Annotated in this window: 16 protein-coding genes; 10 read left to right on the top strand and 6 right to left on the bottom strand. The window is 69.5% G+C overall.

The window, feature by feature from the left end; genetic code table 11:
- The first annotated feature begins 29 nt into the window (after positions 1–29).
- The 7 genes from paaA (at position 30) to SOM10_RS16645 (ending at position 6,212) form a co-directional block, all read left to right on the top strand.
- The gene (paaA, locus tag SOM10_RS16675) at positions 30–1,007 is read left to right on the top strand and encodes a 1,2-phenylacetyl-CoA epoxidase subunit PaaA (protein WP_320491197.1); all 978 of its coding nucleotides are present in this window, start codon (positions 30–32) and stop codon (positions 1,005–1,007) included.
- On the top strand, positions 1,007–1,312 hold the full coding sequence (gene paaB / locus SOM10_RS16670; protein WP_067120764.1) for a 1,2-phenylacetyl-CoA epoxidase subunit PaaB: 306 nt from the start codon (positions 1,007–1,009) through the stop codon (positions 1,310–1,312). Before paaA ends, paaB begins: the two co-directional genes overlap by 1 nt.
- On the top strand, positions 1,309–2,151 hold the full coding sequence (gene paaC / locus SOM10_RS16665; protein WP_414683592.1) for a 1,2-phenylacetyl-CoA epoxidase subunit PaaC: 843 nt from the start codon (positions 1,309–1,311) through the stop codon (positions 2,149–2,151). The genes paaB and paaC overlap by 4 nt, the downstream gene beginning before the upstream one ends.
- Positions 2,145–2,651, top strand: a complete 507-nt coding sequence (gene paaD, locus SOM10_RS16660) for a 1,2-phenylacetyl-CoA epoxidase subunit PaaD (RefSeq protein WP_320491195.1) — start codon at positions 2,145–2,147, stop codon at positions 2,649–2,651. Before paaC ends, paaD begins: the two co-directional genes overlap by 7 nt.
- Positions 2,651–3,829: a 1,2-phenylacetyl-CoA epoxidase subunit PaaE gene (gene paaE / locus SOM10_RS16655; protein ID WP_320491194.1), complete on the top strand. Its 1,179-nt coding sequence runs from the start codon at positions 2,651–2,653 to the stop codon at positions 3,827–3,829. The genes paaD and paaE overlap by 1 nt, the downstream gene beginning before the upstream one ends.
- Positions 3,830–3,839: 10 nt before the next feature.
- Complete coding sequence (locus SOM10_RS16650; protein ID WP_072590910.1) at positions 3,840–4,610, top strand: enoyl-CoA hydratase/isomerase family protein; 771 nt, start codon at positions 3,840–3,842, stop codon at positions 4,608–4,610.
- A 78-nt stretch (positions 4,611–4,688) separates the two neighbouring features.
- Complete coding sequence (locus tag SOM10_RS16645) at positions 4,689–6,212, top strand: ATP-dependent DNA ligase (protein WP_320491192.1); 1,524 nt, start codon at positions 4,689–4,691, stop codon at positions 6,210–6,212.
- Between the two features lie 6 nt (positions 6,213–6,218).
- On the opposite strand, the gene SOM10_RS16640 is transcribed toward SOM10_RS16645, so the two are convergent.
- From SOM10_RS16640 to SOM10_RS16625, 4 genes are read right to left on the bottom strand one after another with little or no spacing between them, the layout of a single operon-like run.
- Entirely contained in the window at positions 6,219–6,728 is a 510-nt protein-coding gene (locus SOM10_RS16640; protein ID WP_053099026.1) for a phosphoribosyltransferase, read from the bottom strand.
- A gap of 48 nt (positions 6,729–6,776) precedes the next feature.
- Complete coding sequence (locus tag SOM10_RS16635) at positions 6,777–7,622, bottom strand: transglutaminase family protein (protein ID WP_053095423.1); 846 nt, start codon at positions 7,620–7,622, stop codon at positions 6,777–6,779.
- The gene (locus SOM10_RS16630; protein WP_053095422.1) at positions 7,619–8,545 is read right to left on the bottom strand and encodes an alpha-E domain-containing protein; all 927 of its coding nucleotides are present in this window, start codon (positions 8,543–8,545) and stop codon (positions 7,619–7,621) included. The genes SOM10_RS16635 and SOM10_RS16630 overlap by 4 nt, the downstream gene beginning before the upstream one ends.
- Positions 8,539–10,227 carry a circularly permuted type 2 ATP-grasp protein gene (locus SOM10_RS16625; RefSeq protein WP_320491190.1) on the bottom strand — a complete coding sequence of 563 codons (1,689 nt, stop codon included), beginning with the start codon at positions 10,225–10,227 and terminating at the stop codon, positions 8,539–8,541. The genes SOM10_RS16630 and SOM10_RS16625 overlap by 7 nt, the downstream gene beginning before the upstream one ends.
- A 204-nt stretch (positions 10,228–10,431) precedes the next feature.
- Between SOM10_RS16625 and SOM10_RS16620 the strand changes: the two genes are divergently transcribed.
- Genes SOM10_RS16620 through SOM10_RS16610 form a run of 3 tightly spaced genes read left to right on the top strand, consistent with a single transcriptional unit; the run spans position 10,432 to position 13,553 of the window.
- Positions 10,432–12,195: a thiamine pyrophosphate-binding protein gene (locus tag SOM10_RS16620; RefSeq protein WP_320491189.1), complete on the top strand. Its 1,764-nt coding sequence runs from the start codon at positions 10,432–10,434 to the stop codon at positions 12,193–12,195.
- 27 nt (positions 12,196–12,222) lie between these two features.
- Entirely contained in the window at positions 12,223–13,077 is an 855-nt protein-coding gene (locus SOM10_RS16615; protein ID WP_320491188.1) for a PhzF family phenazine biosynthesis protein, read from the top strand.
- 35 nt (positions 13,078–13,112) lie between these two features.
- Positions 13,113–13,553, top strand: a complete 441-nt coding sequence (locus tag SOM10_RS16610; RefSeq protein WP_320491186.1) for an NUDIX hydrolase — start codon at positions 13,113–13,115, stop codon at positions 13,551–13,553.
- A gap of 19 nt (positions 13,554–13,572) precedes the next feature.
- On the opposite strand, the gene SOM10_RS16605 is transcribed toward SOM10_RS16610, so the two are convergent.
- Together SOM10_RS16605 and SOM10_RS16600 are read right to left on the bottom strand one after the other, a co-directional pair.
- Complete coding sequence (locus SOM10_RS16605) at positions 13,573–13,953, bottom strand: VOC family protein (protein WP_320491184.1); 381 nt, start codon at positions 13,951–13,953, stop codon at positions 13,573–13,575.
- 194 nt (positions 13,954–14,147) lie between these two features.
- Entirely contained in the window at positions 14,148–16,019 is a 1,872-nt protein-coding gene (locus SOM10_RS16600; RefSeq protein ID WP_320491182.1) for an FAD-dependent monooxygenase, read from the bottom strand.
- Between the last annotated feature and the right edge of the window lie 13 nt (positions 16,020–16,032).

The raw sequence follows: 16,032 nt of genomic DNA, 5'->3' as shown, positions 1-16,032 counted from the left end.
AAAGCGGATCGGAAACCGAGGAGTCGATGATGACCAGCCCCGCAGATCTCTCCCTCGTCGACGGAGAGCTGTCCGACGACGAGCGCCTGTTCGACGAGCTCATCGCGAACGAGCAGCGCATCGAGCCTCGCGACTGGATGCCCGATGCCTATCGCAAGACGCTGATCCGTCAGATCTCGCAGCACGCGCACTCCGAGATCATCGGCATGCAGCCGGAGGGCAACTGGATCACCCGGGCGCCGAGCCTCAAGCGCAAGGCGATCCTGATGGCCAAGGTCCAGGACGAGGCGGGGCACGGACTCTATCTCTACTCCGCCGCACAGACGCTCGGCATCACGCGCGACGAGATGATGGATCAGCTCATCAGCGGCAAGGCCAAGTACTCGTCGATCTTCAACTACCCGACCCCCACCTGGGCCGACATGGGGGCGATCGGGTGGCTCGTCGACGGAGCCGCCATCTGCAACCAGGTGCCGCTGTGCCGCGCCTCCTACGGACCCTACGGCCGCGCGATGGTGCGCGTCTGCAAGGAGGAGTCGTTCCATCAGCGCCAGGGATTCGAGATCCTGCTGTCGCTGATGCAGGGAACCGACGAGCAGAAGAAGATGGCGCAGGATGCCGTGAACCGCTGGTACTGGCCGAGTCTGGCGATGTTCGGTCCGCCCGACGACCAGTCCCCCAACTCCGCGCAGTCGATGAAGTGGAAGATCAAGCGCTTCACGAACGACGAGCTGCGTCAGCGCTTCGTCAGCATGCTCGTGCCCCAGGCCGAGATCCTCGGCGTGACCCTGCCCGACCCTGATCTGCGCTTCGACGACGAGACCGGCCAGTACGTGATCGGCGAGATCGACTGGGACGAGTTCTTCGAGGTGCTGCGCGGCAACGGCCCCTGCAATGCCGAGCGTCTCGAACGCCGCCGCACGGCCCATGAGGACGGCGCGTGGGTGCGCGAGGCTGCGGCCGAGTACGCCCGCAAGCAGGCGCCGAAGACGAAGGCGGTGGCGTGATGGCGACGCCCGGTGCCGACGACCGCGAGCCCTGGCCGCTCTGGGAGGTCTTCGTCCGCGCGAACCGCGGCCTGAGCCACGTCCACGTCGGATCGCTGCACGCGCCGGATGCCGACATGGCGATCCGCAACGCCCGCGATCTCTACACGCGACGCGGCGAGGGCGTGTCGATCTGGGCGGTGCCCGCCGACGCGATCACGACCAGCGACCCCGACGCGAAGGGCGCCTACTTCGAGAGCCCCGCCGGCAAGAACTATCGGCACGCCGTGTACTACACGGCGTCCGAGGGGGTGCCGCACCTGTGAGCCACATCCAGGGTGATATCCACGGCGACCCGCACGGGGACGTCTCGGTCGACGAGCTGCGGCTCGGTGACGAGCTCACCGGAACCGGCTCCGCGGCGGCATCCGCCGACATCGCCGAGTACGCGCTCTGGCTCGGCGACGACGCGCTGATCCTGTCGCAGCAGCTCGGTGAGTGGATCTCCCGCGCGCCCGAACTCGAAGAGGACGTCGCCCTCGGCAACATCGCGCTCGACCTGCTCGGGCATGCCCGCTCGTTCCTGCACTTCGCGGGGTCTTTCGACGGACGCTCCGAAGACGATCTCGCGTACTTCCGCGACGAACCGGAGTTCCGCTGCGCCTGGATCGTCCAGCAGCCCAACGGCGACTTCGCGCAGACGATCGCCCGCCAGTTCGTCGTGTCGACCTACATGTTCGAGCTGTACTCGGCCCTGCGGGCGAGCAGCGACCCGACCCTCGCGGCGATCGCCGAGAAGTCCCTCAAAGAGGTCGACTACCACCGCGACCACGCGGTGCAGTGGGTGCTGCGGCTTGCCGGCGGCACCGAGGAATCCCGCCGACGGATGATCCGCGCGCTGGGCGACGTCTGGCCGTATGCCGACGAGCTCTTCCGCGACGAGCCCCTGATCGACCGCCTCGGGGACGCCGCGGCGCGTCCGTCGACGCTGCGAGCAGGCTTCGACGCCGTCGCCGCCGCCGTCTTCGCCGAGGCCGAGCTGACGCTTCCCGCCGTCGCGGCATCCTCGGCCGGAGGACGGCGAGGAGCGCACGCGAGTCCGTTCGGCCATGTCCTCGCGGAGATGCAGGTCCTGGCGCGACGGCATCCGGGAGCATCATGGTGACCGGCACGCTGCAGACCGCGCCCCGGTCGACCGCCTGGCAGATCGCCGCGGCCGTGGCCGACCCCGAGGTGCCCGTGCTGACGATCGAGGACCTCGGCGTGCTGCGCGCGGTCACCGTCGACGGCGACGTGGTGCGCGTCGACATCACCCCGACCTACAGCGGGTGCCCGGCGATGGACACGATCCGCGACGACGTCATCCTCGCCCTGACCGCCGCGGGATATTCACAGGTCGAGGTCCGGCTCGTGCTCTCCCCCGCATGGACGACGGACTGGATGTCGGATGCCGGCAGGCAGAAGCTCGCCGAGTACGGCATCGCGCCTCCGACCGGGCGCTCGGCGATCTCGTCCGGCCCGATCCGCCTCGCGATCAGCGTGCGGTGCCCTCGGTGCGGCTCGCTGGACACCCGCGAGGTCTCGCGCTTCGGATCCACCTCGTGCAAGGCGCTGTTCGAATGCCGCGCCTGCCTCGAACCCTTCGACCACTTCAAGGTGCACTGATGTCGCTGTTCGCCCTCTCCGGTCCCGCGCCCGCGCCGTCGCCTCGTCGAGCCGCCGCGCCGACGAAGAAGCGTGCGCGCTTCCACACCCTCGCCGTCGAGGAGGTGCGGCCGCTGACCGACGACTCGGTCGAGGTGACCTTCTCGGTTCCCGCCGACCTCGCCGACGACTACGACCACCTGCCCGGCCAGTATGTCGCCCTGCGCACGTCGCTCGACGGCACGGAGGTGCGCCGGTCGTACTCGCTGTGCCGCGCACCCGAGCACCGCACGGCAGAGCAGATCTCCGCCGGTGTCCCGACCCGGCTCAGTGTCGCCGTGAAGCGCGACGAGGGCGGGCTCTTCTCGACCTGGGCGCAGACGGGCCTTCACCCCGGGTTCGAGATCGACGTGATGAGTCCGCAGGGCACGTTCACCTCCGGGCTCGACGATCTCGATCAGCGTCACGTCGTGGGCATCGCGGCCGGTTCCGGCATCACGCCGCTGATGGCTCTCGCCCACACCGTGCTGACGCGCTCCGACACCTCCCGCTTCACCCTGCTCTACACGAACCGCTCGACGCTCGACGTGATGTTCCTCGAGGATCTCGCCGACCTCAAGGATCGCTACCCGACGCGCCTGACGCTGCACCATGTGCTGTCCCGCGAGCAGCGCACGGCCCCCGTGCTCTCCGGGCGTATCGACGAGGAGAAGCTGCGCACCATCCTGCGGGCGCTCATCGATCCGACCGACGTCGACGAATGGTTCCTGTGCGGACCGCTCTCGCTGGTCGACCTGTGCCGAGAGGTGCTCGCCGACGTCGGCGTGCCGCGCGAGCACATCCGCTTCGAGCTCTTCACGACGGGTGACGAGCCGGCGCGCGCCGCCCGCCCTGTCGAGGTGCGCGCGGGCGAGAAGACGATCCGCATCGAGGTGAATCTCGACGGCGTCTCGTCGACCGTCGAGAGTCCGGTCGACGCGCACGAGTCCGTGCTCAACGCCGCTCTGCGGGTGCGACCCGATGCGCCGTTCGCGTGTGCGGGCGGCGTCTGCGGAACCTGCCGTGCGAGGGTCATCGAGGGCAGCGTGACGATGACGGAGAACTACGCGCTGGAGCCCGACGAGCTCGAGCGCGGCTACGTCCTCACCTGCCAATCCCACCCCACGAGCGACCGCATCGTGGTCGACTACGACGTCTGAGGAGCATCGGATGATCGATCTGACCGTCGCCGACGACGTCGCCACCGTCGTTTTGAATGCGCCGACGAAGCGGAATTCACTCGACGAGCAGGCGCTCCGCGATCTCGGCCGCGCCTACGACGAGGCGGATGCCGCGGGGGTGCGCGCGCTGGTGCTGCGGGGCGAGGGCCGGGCCTTCTGCGCCGGTCGCGACATCGCGGGCGTCGACCCCCGTGACGACGACGTGATCGGGTATCTCGGCGGGCTCGTGACCCCGCTGCTGCAGCGGATGGCACGGTTCCCCGCCCCGACCTTCGCGGTGGCGCACGGCGCCTGTCTCGGCGTCGGCCTCGGACTCCTCATCGCCACCGACGTCGTGTACGTCGCCGAGTCGGCCAAGATCGGGTCACCGTTCGCCGCGCTCGGCGCCACTCTCGACTCCGGCGGCCACGCCCTCTTCGTCGAACGTCTCGGGGCGCACCGGGCACTCGACCTCATCTACACCGGTCGGCTGATGAGCGGCACCGAGGCCGTGTCAGCGGGGCTCTTCTCCCGGGTGCTGCCCGACGACGAGGTCGTGCAGGCGACGACGGATGCCGCAGCGACCGCTGCGCGTGGCGCCACCGCCGCCTTCCTGGCGAGCAAGCAGCTGGTCGCCAGGATCCGCGACGAGCGCCTGGCGCTGTGGGAGTCGATCGATCTCGAGAACGCCGCCCAGGCCGCCCTGTGCGACACCGACGACTACCGCGAGGGGTTCGCGGCGTTCCAGGAGAAACGCACGCCGGAGTTCCGCGGCCGCTGAGTCGCATCCGCTTACTGCGGCAGGACGGACGGACGCAAGGCCGTCGCCGATGTCGGATGCGGGTGCGAGACTGCCTGCATGTTGCTCTCGGAGCTCGTCTCCACCGCCGAAGAGGTCACCGCCACCGCATCGCGCCTGGCGAAGATCGACGCCGTGTCCCGGCTGCTCGCACGCGCTGATGCTGCCGACGTGCCCGCCCTCGTCGGGCTGCTGCTCGCGACGCCGCGACAGGGACGGCTGGGTGTCGGCTGGCGCGGAGTGGCGGCGCTCGACGTGCAGCACGCTGCCGAGCCCTCGCTGTCGATCGGTGATGTCGATGACGCGTTCGAGGCCTTGACCGGCTCGTCAGGGTCGGGGTCGGCCGCGGCGCGTTCCGCGATCCTCTCGGCTCTCGCGTCGCGAGCGACGGCTCCCGAATGGGACTTCCTGTCGCGGGCCATGCTCGGCGAGCTGCGCACGGGCGCGCTCGGCGGCGTCCTGCTCGATGCCATCGCCCGTGCCGCGGATCGCCCGGCGGCATCGGTGCGACGAGCAGCGATGCTCTCCGGCGACCTGGGCGAGACCGCCGTGCTCGCACTCACCGGCACGGAGGACGAACTCGATGCGGTCGGCCTGGTGGTCGGTCGCCCCGTGCTGCCGATGCTCGCATCGACCGCGGCCACCCCGACCGCCGCGCTCGACATCACCGGCACCGCGTCCGTCGAGTACAAGCTCGATGGCGCGCGCATCCAGGTGCATCGCCAGGGAGACGATGTGAGCGTCTACACCCGCAGCCTCGCCGACATCACCCACCGGGTGCCGGAGATCGTCGAGATCGTGCGCGCGCTCCCCGCACACGATCTGATCCTCGACGGTGAGACGCTGTCACTCGACGAAGACGGCGGCCCTCGGCCGTTCCAGCAGACGATGTCGCGGTTCGGGGCAGACGTCTCGCGCGAGCTCGTGCTGCGGCCCTGGTTCTTCGACATCCTGCACGTCGACGGACGCGATCTGCTCGACGAGCCCCTGTCCACCCGCCTGACCGAACTCGAGAGGGTCGTCGGCGAATGGCGTATGCCGGGCATCGTCACCGACGACGCCGAAGCGGCCGAGCAGCTGTCGCGCGAGGCTCTCGCCGCGGGCCACGAGGGGGTGCTCGTCAAAGGGATCGATGCGCCTTACTCGGCGGGACGCCGCGGCAAGTCCTGGGTCAAGGTCAAGCCCGTGCTCACCTACGACCTGGTCGTGCTCGCAGCCGAATGGGGGTCGGGTCGGCGCCAGGGGCTCCTGTCGAACCTGCACCTCGGCGCACTCGACCCGACCGGCGAGTTCGGCGAGCCCGGCGGTCTCGTCATGGTCGGCAAGACGTTCAAGGGGCTCACCGACGAGCTCCTGCGCTGGCAGACGGAGAACTTCCCGCCGCTCGAGACGAGGCGCACGCAGGGCGCGGTGTTCCTGAGACCGGAGTTCGTGGTCGAGATCGCGATCGACGGCGTGCAGCGCTCGCCGCGATACCCCGGAGGCATCGCGTTGAGGTTCGCGAGAGTCAAGGGCTATCGACCCGACAAGAACCCCGCCGACGCCGACACGATCCAGACCCTGCGGGCGCTGCTGCGCGGGTGATTCCCGTCAGGCCGACGGAGCGAGACCGAGGTCCTCTTCGCGCACCGTGCCCTGGAACGACCAGGGGAAGTTGATCCACAGGTCGGTGTCCTTCCAGGCGTAGTCGGGCTGGATGATCGTCGACGGCTTGGTGTAGATCGTGACCGAGCGCACGTCGGCGCCCTTGTCCTTCAGCAACTGCACGGCGAGGGCGAGCGTACGACCCGAATCTGCGACGTCGTCGACCAGCAGCACGCGTCGACCGTCGAGATACGCCATGTCGAGTTCGGGCGGCAGCACCTCCGGCGCGTCGAGCACCGTGCCGATGCCGGTGTAGAACTCGACGTTGATCGCACCGCAGTTCTTCGCTCCGAGACCGTAGGCGATGGCACCGGCAGGCAGCAGACCGCCCCGCGCGATGGCCACCACGACCTCGGGCATGAAGCCGCTGTCCAGGATCCGGCGCGCGAGGTCTCGCGTCGCGGATCCGAAGCCGTCCCAGGTGAGCGTCTCGCGCTCGATCGATGCATCCGTCATCGTCTCATTCTCCTGCACCACCACTCGAACTCCCGCCACGCCGTCGCCTCAGCCGAGGCGCGTGACCTCGACCGAGACGAACAGCTCGGAGGCGCTGGGTCCCGCGTACACCCCGCGCAGCGGTGCGACATCGGCGTAGTCCCGACCGTGGCCGACATAGACGTGCGATTCGCCGATGTCGACGAGGTTGGTGGGGTCGTATCCGCGCCACTCGCCGGAGTACCACTCGACCCAGGCGTGCGACTCCCCCGTCACAGCCTGTCCGATCGCCGCCGTCGGATCGGGATGCAGGTACCCCGACACGTAGCGCGCCGGGATCCCCGCGGCGCGCAGCACGCCCAGCGCCACATGAGCGATGTCCTGGCAGACGCCGGACCGGGTGGGCCACGCGTCGCGGGCGGTCGAGCTCACGCCGGTGACGCCGCTGCGATACTCCATGGCCTCCCCGACGGTGCGGCAGATCTCTCGGGCCGTCTCGTCGACGCCACCACCCTCCGCTTCGATGTGCAGGGCGAGGTCGCGCATCTCGTCATCGGGAGCGGTGGCAGGCGTCTGCGCCACGCATTCCGCGAGTTCGAGCGATTGGGGTATCCGGGCTGCCAGTTCGTCCCAGTCGATGTCCGCCTCTCCCGTCGGCAGCGGCCTCACATCCACCACGCTCGTCGCGGTGACCGAGAGCATCTGATGCGGGGTCAGCAGCTCGAACGTCGAGACCCGGGTGTCCCAGTAGTCGGTGTACGAGTGCTGGGTCGCGGTCGGCGATATGTCGAGCGTCGCCTGCAGCACGAACTGTCCGTCCCGGGAGTGCGGCAGCATCCGCGCCTCGTTGTACGACGCCGTCGCCGGCTGCTCGTAGCGGAAGCCGGTGCGGTGAACGATCTTGAGCCGACTCACAGCGCCTCTCCGATCCACACCGGCATCGCGATCGAGGGGAAGTACCGCTCCCTGATCGCGTCACTCGCCACCGACATCCCCACCTGGACCTCCTCCATGCTCTCCGACAGCCGATGCACGGTGTCGCCGATCGGTCGGTATTCGAGCTCCGACCGCATGCGTCCCAAGACGCGATGCGCCCGATCGGGCACGCCGAACGCACCCGCCGGATCGATACCGCGCAGACACTCCTCGGCCTGGAGGATGCTCGAGAGCACCGATCGGGGGAACAGCCGGTCGATCAGGAGGAACTCCACGGCGGACGCTCCCGTGGGCACCGCCCGGTGGCTGCGCAGATGGGCTTCGTACGCCCCGCAGCTGCGCAGCAGCGTCGTCCAGCTCGGCCCGCCTGCCTCGGTCAGCGACCGCGTCGCCAGCAGCCGCGCCGTCATGTCCGCGCGCTCGATCGAGCGGCCGAGCACGAAGAAGTGCCAGGCCTCATCCCGGCTCGTCGAGGAGTCGACGACCCCGAAGGCCAGCGCCGACCGATCACGCACCCAGCGGAAGAACGGGTGCGTCTTGTCCGAGGCGATCCGCCGCGGCATCCGTGCGTTCGACTCGTTCAGCGTCTCCCAGAGGTCCGTCGAGATGATCTCGCGCGCTCGACGAGCGTTCTCCCGCGCCGCCGCGATCGAATGGGCGATCGACGCGGAGTGCTCACGATCCAGCGCGAGCAGCCGCACGACGTCGTCCCGGCTCAGCACGGTGCCGGCATCCGCCGTCGTCCCCATCACCGACAGGAGCGCCCGACATGCGGTGTCCTCCTCGACCCACGGATCCTCGAGCAGCAGCTGCAGGTGCACATCGAGGATGCGGGCGGTGCCGTCGGCGCGCTCGACGTAGCGGCCGATCCAGAACAGCGCCTCGGCGATGCGACTCAGCATCCTGCGCCTCCCTGCTGCTGCTGCTGCTGTTGCTGCTGTTGCTGTTGGTGGTGACGCAGGTCCAGGTCCTCGTCCTGCGGAGACGAGAGGAAGGGCGGATGCGGTTCCTCACGCGCCGGAGCGACCACGGCGATCGCCCCTGTCGCCAGCGACACCTCGTCTGCGGCGGCGTCCGGGTCGCCGTCCAGAGTCGACGTCGGCCCGGTGAAGAGCGACGGATCCAGCACCCAGGTGTCCTTCGACCCTCCGCCCTGGCTCGAGTTCACGACGAGCTGCCCCTCGGGCAGAGCGACGCGCGTGAGACCGCCGGGCAGCACCCAGATGTCGTGCCCGTCGTTCACGGCGAAGGGTCGCAGATCGACGTGTCTCGGGCGGAATCCGTCCTCCACGAGCGTCGGGATGGTCGAGAGCTGCACGACCGGCTGGGCGATCCAGCCTCGGGGATCCGCCCGCAGCGACCGACGCAGCTCGTCCAGCGTCTCGCGCGACGCGTCGGGGCCGACGACCAGCCCCTTCCCGCCGGATCCGTCGACCGGCTTCACCACCAGCTCGTCGAGCCTGTCGAGCACCTCCTCCAGCGCGTCCGGCTCCTCGAGCCGCCAGGTGTCGACGTTCGGGATCACCGGCTCCTCTCCCAGGTAGTAGCGGATCAGATCGGGGACGTACGTGTACACGAGCTTGTCGTCGGCCACGCCGTTGCCGACGGCGTTCGCGAGCGTCACGGTGCCGAGGCGCGCCGCGAGCATCAGCCCCGGTGCGCCCAGCACCGAGTCCGGACGGAACTGCTGCGGGTCGAGGAACTCGTCATCGACCCTGCGGTAGATCACGTCCACCCGCGTCGGCCCCGAGGTCGTGTGCATCCACACCCGACCGCCCGAGCAGAAGAGATCGCGTCCTTCGACGAGCTCGATGCCCATCATGCGAGCGAGCAGGGTGTGCTCGTAGTACGCCGAGTTGTGGACCCCGGGGGTCAGCACGACGACCGTCGGATCATCGACGCCGTCCGGCGCCGCCGCACGCAGCGCCTGGAGCAGCCGCCCGGGGTAGTCGACGACGGGACGCACGCGCAGACTGGTGAACAGCTCGGGGAGCGTCTGCGCCATCACCCGGCGATTCGCGAGCACGTAGCTGACGCCGCTCGGCACGCGCACGTTGTCCTCGAGCACGCGCCAGGCTCCGAGCTCGTCGCGGATGACGTCGATCCCGGCGACATGGATGCGCACGCCGTTCGCTCCGACGATGCCGGCCGCCTGACGGTGGAAGTGCGCGGAGGAGCTGATCAGCGACGAGGGGATCACGCCGTCCTGCACCGCATGCTGCCGGCCGTAGACGTCGGCGAGGAAGGCCTCGAGCGCACGCACCCGCTGCTTCACCCCCGACTCGACATAGCGCCAGTCGTCGGCGGCGACCACGCGAGGCACCACGTCGAGCGGGAACGGACGCTCCTCCCCGGCGAAGTCGAACGTCACGCCCTGCGCGAGGTACGAGCTGGCGAGCGCGTCGGTCCGTGCCCTCAGCTCGGCGTCGTCCATGCTCGCGAGCGCGGGATACATGTCCTGATAGGGCAGGCGCACTCCCCCACCACCGGGCTGCGCATCGGCAGGGAACATCTCGTCCCACGGCGCGACCCCCGCTCGCTGCGGCGACCGGCGCGAGGTGTATCCGTCGAACAGTGACTCCATGGCCGCATGTTTCCGTGTCGCGGTTTCGGCGGTGTTACGCGCGCAAGTCGGCGCCGCGTCGGCACGGGCGCGATAGGATTTACGCGTCCGGCGCTCTCCGACGCCGGTGCCTGAAAAAGAGGCACGAAGCTCCCCACGATGACGCGGGGGCGAGACACATACGGAATACGAACGTTCTCCGTCCCTGTCTCGAAAGGCTTTCGCATGCCCTCCGTCTCCGCGCACGTCGCACTCACTCTCGCCCAGCACATCGACGCCGTCTTCGGTGTGATGGGCAACGGCAACGCCTACTTCCTCGATGCGATCGAGACCCAGACGGATGCCGTCTTCACGGCCGTCCGTCACGAGCAGGGCGCAGTGGTCGCCGCCGATGCGCACTTCCGCGCATCCGGCAGGATCGCCGCGGGCACCTCGACCTACGGCGCCGGTTTCACGAACACCCTCACAGCACTCGCCGAGGCCGTGCAGGCGCATGTCCCCCTCGTGCTGGTGGTGGGCGATGAGCCGACGTCCGGTCCTCGTCCATGGGACGTCGACCAGATCGCCCTGGCCTCGGCGGTCGGTGCCCGCACCTATACGGTCGGGCACGCGGATGCCGCAGCCACCACCGTCATCGCGATCGAGCACGCACTGACCTACCGCGTGCCCGTCGTGCTGGCGATCCCCTACGACGTGGCCTCACGCGAGGCCGGCCCGGTGCCCGAGGCTCCGCTGCCGCGCATCCCCGCGCCGCTCGCGCCGCGCGGCGAGTTCGCCGAGGGCACGCTCGACGAGATCGCCCAGGCGCTTCACGGAGCATCGCGCCCCTTCCTGCTGGCGGGTCGCGGCGCCTGGCTCGCGGGGGCCGGTGCGGCGCTCGGCGAGCTGGCGACCCTCACCGGCGCTCTGACGGCGTCGTCGGCGCTGGGGCGCGGTGTCTTCCCCGACACCCGGTTCGACCTCGGCGTCACGGGAGGATTCGGGGCCGACGGCGCCATGGAACTCGTGCGCACCGCCGATGTCGCCGTGGTGTTCGGCGCCTCGCTGAACCAGTTCACGATGCGTTTCGGCGAACTCTTCGCACCGGGCACCAAGGTCTTCCAGATCGACATCGCGCCCGCAGCCACGCACCCGCACGTCGGCGGCTTCGTGCGTGCGGATGCTCGCGTGGCGGCCGAGGAGCTCGTCGCCCGGGTGGGCTCGCTCGGCTCCGGCGCCGCCCCTGAGAGCGGTTCTGCCGAGCACGGCCTCGGAGCGGAGGCACACCGCGCCGAGACTCCGACTGTCCAGCACGGCGAGTCGCACCCGGCATCCGACGCTGTGCCCGCACAGCCGTGGCGCGAGACAGTCGACGTCGAGGCCGCACGCGCGTACGACGACGGCGACGAGCTCGCTCCCGACGGACGCCTCGACCCCCGCTCCGCCGCGCGTCGCATCGCCGAGCTCCTGCCCCCCGACCGCGTCGTCGTCTCCGACGGCGGCCACTTCATCGGCTGGGCGAACATGTACTGGCCGGTCGAGGCCCCCGACCGCATGATGATGGTCGGCACCGCCTTCCAGTCGATCGGGCAGGGCTGGCCGAGTGTCGTCGGCGCAGCCCTCGCCCGCCGCGAGTCGACCGTCGTACTGACGTCGGGCGACGGCGGCGGACTCATGGCGATCGCCGACCTCGAGTCGGCAGTGCGCGCGGCAGCGGGTCGAGGCATCGCCGTGATCTGGAACGACGCCGCCTACGGTGCCGAGGTCAACCTCTACGGGCTCAAGGGGCTCGCCGAGGGCCCGATGCGCATCCCCGAGGTCGACTTCGCGGCGTTCGGCGCCGCGGTGGGCGCGGAGGGCGTCGTCGTGAAGACGCTCGCAGACCTCGATCGACTCGCCACATGGACGCAGGAGGATGCTGCGACGCGGCGGTTCCTGCTGCTCGACCTGCGCATCTCGGGTGACGTGATCGCGCCGTACCAGCAGGAGATCATCCGCGTGAATTCCTGACCTCGCCGAGTCGCTAGGCTCCTCGTCATGACCGAGAATTCCGGAGTCCTGCGATACAGCGCATTCGCCGCGACGCCCGACGGCGGCAACCCCGCGGGAGTCGTACTCGATGGCTCAGATCTGAGCGACGAGCAGATGCAGCGGATCGCCGTGGACGTCGGATTCTCCGAGACCGCCTTCCTCGTCGCACGCACCGATGGCGACGGTGTGCCGCGCTACCGGGCGCGTTACTGGTCACCGGCGGCTGAGGTGCCGTTCTGCGGACACGCGACCGTCGCGACGGCGGTCGCCCTCGCCGAGCGCGACGGGCCGGGCGATGTCGTGTTCGACACGAACGCGGGCGCCGTGACGCTGCGCTCGACGGTGGATCGGGATGGCGCGGTGACCGTGTCGTTCACGAGCGTCGAGCCGCAGGTGCGCGATCTCGACTCCGACGTGCTCGACCGGTTCCTCACGCTGCTCGGACTCACCCGGGCGGATCTCGATGAGCGCTTCCCCGCCAAGGAATCGTTCGCCGGCAACTGGCATCCGATCGTGGTGCTCCGTGATCGGGAGCTGTTCGACCAGTTCCGCTTCTCGCCCGCCGAGGTCGCCGCGCTCATGCGCGAGCAGGGGTGGTTCGGCACCTCGACAGTGCTGCACGCGGCGAGCACCGCCGACTTCGATGCCCGCAACCTCTTCCCGGTGGGACGGATCACCGAGGACCCGGCGACGGGCTCGGCGGCTGCATCGGTGGGGGCGTATCTGCGCGACCTCGGACACCCGGCGACGACCGTCCGCATCCATCAGGGCGCTCACGTGCGTCGTCCGAGCCTCTTGACCGTGACGATCCCGCCGACCGGCGGCATCGAGGTCTCCGGTGGGGCGTTCCTCCTGACCTGAGCCCGTCGACACACCCGCTGCGTTAGCCTTCCGAGATGCCTGCCATCCGCAACATCGCCGTCGGCCTGCCCGTCAAGGACGGACACCTGCTCGCGCTCGAAGGGCACGACGCCTCGCGCGGCCTGGACTTCCTCCGGGCGATCGGCGGCGGGATCGAATTCGGTGAGACCGCCGCAGAAGCTCTCGGTCGCGAGTTCATGGAGGAGCTCGGCGTCACTCTCGAGGGCGCCGAGCCACTCGGGGTCTTCGAGAACATCTTCACGTACGAAGGCGCGCCCGGTCACGAGATCGCCCATGTGTTCGCGGTGACATCCGCCCAGCTGGATGCGGTGCCTCTCGACGCCGAGCTTCACATCCTCGACGAGGGCAGCCCGGTGCGCTGGGTGCCGATCGACGACATCCGTGCCGGCACCCGCGTCCTGTTCCCCGAGGGCGCACCGGAAGCGCTGCTCACCCTCGTCGAGCGCGCCCGGTGAGCGTCCGGATCACAGCACGTCAGGACTGCGCGCTGTAGTCGGGAAGCTCCTGCAGTGTCCAGGTGTTGCCGTCGGGGTCGTCGAAGGTGACGAAACGGCCCCACGCCTGCTCATCGACCCCCTGCGCCTCGACGCCGAGGCCCTTCAGATGCGCCAGCGCCTCATCGGCATCCGGAATGACCACCTGGATCGTGTTCTGCTGCCCCGGCAGCAGTCCCTCGCCCAGGTTGGTGCCGAAGGCGATCGAGCAGGCCGACCCCGGCGGTGTCATCTGCACGAACCTCAGGCCCTCGTAGGGCACCTGATCATGATCGGCGTGGAAGCCGATCCTCTCGTAGAACTCCTTCGACCGGTCGACATCCGAGACCGGGACGAAGATCAATTCGATCTTCCACTCCATCGCGCACTCCTCCTGTCGGGGCGCCTTCGCCCATCGGCCCTCAGAGTACGCGGGGCCTCCGACACCCGCCAGAGGCTCTCGTCCGAAGCAGTCTGCGCTCGTCACCGACGCCCGATGGGGAGGAGATCTGCGATCGGGAGGGCGCACTGCGCAGGAAGCACCTCCCGATCGCAGATCCCCTCCGGATCGCAGGCTCAGGATGCCGGCAGCAGCGCCCCCTCGAAGAACGACGCCAGCTCTTCCGTCGCGTCGAGGGGCAGGATCGCGGCGACGTACTGATCGGGCCGCACCACGACGATGACGCCGTCGCGCGACAGCTCCCGCGCCTCGAAGATGTCGGTCTCGGTCCACTTCGACGGGCCGGCCGCGTAGACCTTCTCCCAGTCGGTGAGCCCGAGCGGACCGGTCTTCGGCTGGAACAGCGCAGGCGCCGAGGTGACCTCGACCTCCTCGTGCGGCTGCTGGTAGATCGCCTTGACGTCGAAGACGGCATCGGCGTCGGCATCCGCAGGCGTGAACCGGGAGAGCACCGGAGCCGCCGACTCGGCCCACGCGTCGAGCGTCGCCGCATCGCGACCCGCGAACGCGTAGACGCGCCAGCGCCCGTCCGCCTTGGCGTGGTGCCCGAGATGGATCGCGTTGCCGTCGCCCACCCGCACGACCTCGGCCGACTTGAAGCGCTTGCCGAGGGGGAAGCCGCCCGCAAGTGCCTGATGTGCGTCCGAGCCGGTGATCATCGACGAGGTGTACTGCGTCATGAAGCCGGAGGGGAACTCCGCCGTCGCCAGGTAGTACGTCGCGAGGTCCGTGGGGTCGGTGATCTCCGACGGCTTGCGCGCCATCAGGGTCGACCACTCCCGATCGAAGTCGATGAGCTGCTGCGCGACCGGCCGACGCTCAGCACCGTAGGTCGCGAGCAGCGCCTCGGGCGCCCGACCGGTCAGTACCGATCCGAGCTTCCAGCCGAGGTTGAATCCGTCCTGCATCGACACGTTCATGCCCTGGCCGGCCTTCGCGCTGTGGGTGTGGCAGGCATCGCCCGTGAGGAACACGTGCGGCGTGCGACCCGACCCGTCGATCACGTCGTCGAACCCGTCGGTGACCCGGTGGCCGACCTCGTAGACGCTGTGCCACGCGACCTCCTTCACGTCCAGCGTGTAGGGGCTGAGGATCGCGTTCGCCTTGGCGATGATGTCCTCGATGGGCGTCTGCCGCACGCGGTGGTCGTCGTCCTCGGCGACCTCGCCGAGGTCGATGTACATCCGGCTGAGGTACCCGCCCTCCCGCGGGATGTGCAGGATGTTGCCCGCCTCCGAGTTGATCGCGCACTTGGTGCGCCAGTCGGGGAAGTCGGTGTTCACGAGGACGTCCATGACACCCCAGGCATGCGCAGCGCTGCCGCCGACGTGCGTGCGGCCGATCGCCTGGCGCACGCCGCTGCGTGCGCCGTCGCAGCCGACGACGTACTTCGCGCGGATCGTGCGCTCTTCGCCGGTCCGCTCCCCTGCGACGTAGCGCAGGGAGACCTCGACCGGGTGCTCGCCCTCGTCGTGCACGGTGAGTCCGGCGAATTCGATGCCGTAGTCGGGCGCGATGCGGCCGGGACCGTTCGACGCCGCCTCGGCGAAGTAGTCGAGCACGCGTGCCTGGTTGACGATGAGGTGCGGGAACTCGCAGATGTCGTAGGCGTAGTCCGCCGTCCGCGACGTGCGGACGATCTCGTCGGGCTTCTCGGGATTCGGACCCCAGAAGTTCATCCAGCCGATGTTGTAGGCCTCGGCGATGATGCGCTCGGCGAATCCGAACGCCTGGAACGTCTCGACGCTGCGCGGCTGGATGCCGTCGGCCTGCCCGAGCACCAGACGGCCCTCGCGCTTCTCGATGATGCGCGTGGAGATGTCGGGATACTGCGACATCTGCGCCGCGAGCAGCATGCCGGCGGGGCCCGAGCCGACGATCAGCACATCGATCTCGTCGGGGAGGTCGGCGGGCCGGTCCGCGCCGAGCCCCGCGGCGTCCTTCACGCGGGGGTCTCCGGAGACATAGCCGTGGTGGTGGAACTGCATCGTCGTCGATTCC

It is taken from the genome of Microbacterium sp. CFBP9023, from assembly GCF_034045055.1.
GTDB lineage: Bacteria > Actinomycetota > Actinomycetes > Actinomycetales > Microbacteriaceae > Microbacterium.
Note: the sequence above shows the minus strand (reverse complement) of the source record. Positions and strands in the feature narration are given on the sequence as shown.

Coding starts and splice junctions, on each gene's coding strand:
- paaA (WP_320491197.1), top strand. CDS start 30: ATGACCAGCCCCGCAGATCTCTCCCTCGTCGACGGAGAGCTGTCCGAC.
- paaB (WP_067120764.1), top strand. CDS start 1,007: ATGGCGACGCCCGGTGCCGACGACCGCGAGCCCTGGCCGCTCTGGGAG.
- paaD (WP_320491195.1), top strand. CDS start 2,145: ATGGTGACCGGCACGCTGCAGACCGCGCCCCGGTCGACCGCCTGGCAG.
- paaE (WP_320491194.1), top strand. CDS start 2,651: ATGTCGCTGTTCGCCCTCTCCGGTCCCGCGCCCGCGCCGTCGCCTCGT.
- SOM10_RS16650 (WP_072590910.1), top strand. CDS start 3,840: ATGATCGATCTGACCGTCGCCGACGACGTCGCCACCGTCGTTTTGAAT.
- SOM10_RS16645 (WP_320491192.1), top strand. CDS start 4,689: ATGTTGCTCTCGGAGCTCGTCTCCACCGCCGAAGAGGTCACCGCCACC.
- SOM10_RS16640 (WP_053099026.1), bottom strand. CDS start 6,728: ATGACGGATGCATCGATCGAGCGCGAGACGCTCACCTGGGACGGCTTC.
- SOM10_RS16630 (WP_053095422.1), bottom strand. CDS start 8,545: ATGCTGAGTCGCATCGCCGAGGCGCTGTTCTGGATCGGCCGCTACGTC.
- SOM10_RS16625 (WP_320491190.1), bottom strand. CDS start 10,227: ATGGAGTCACTGTTCGACGGATACACCTCGCGCCGGTCGCCGCAGCGA.
- SOM10_RS16620 (WP_320491189.1), top strand. CDS start 10,432: ATGCCCTCCGTCTCCGCGCACGTCGCACTCACTCTCGCCCAGCACATC.
- SOM10_RS16615 (WP_320491188.1), top strand. CDS start 12,223: ATGACCGAGAATTCCGGAGTCCTGCGATACAGCGCATTCGCCGCGACG.
- SOM10_RS16610 (WP_320491186.1), top strand. CDS start 13,113: ATGCCTGCCATCCGCAACATCGCCGTCGGCCTGCCCGTCAAGGACGGA.
- SOM10_RS16605 (WP_320491184.1), bottom strand. CDS start 13,953: ATGGAGTGGAAGATCGAATTGATCTTCGTCCCGGTCTCGGATGTCGAC.
- SOM10_RS16600 (WP_320491182.1), bottom strand. CDS start 16,019: ATGCAGTTCCACCACCACGGCTATGTCTCCGGAGACCCCCGCGTGAAG.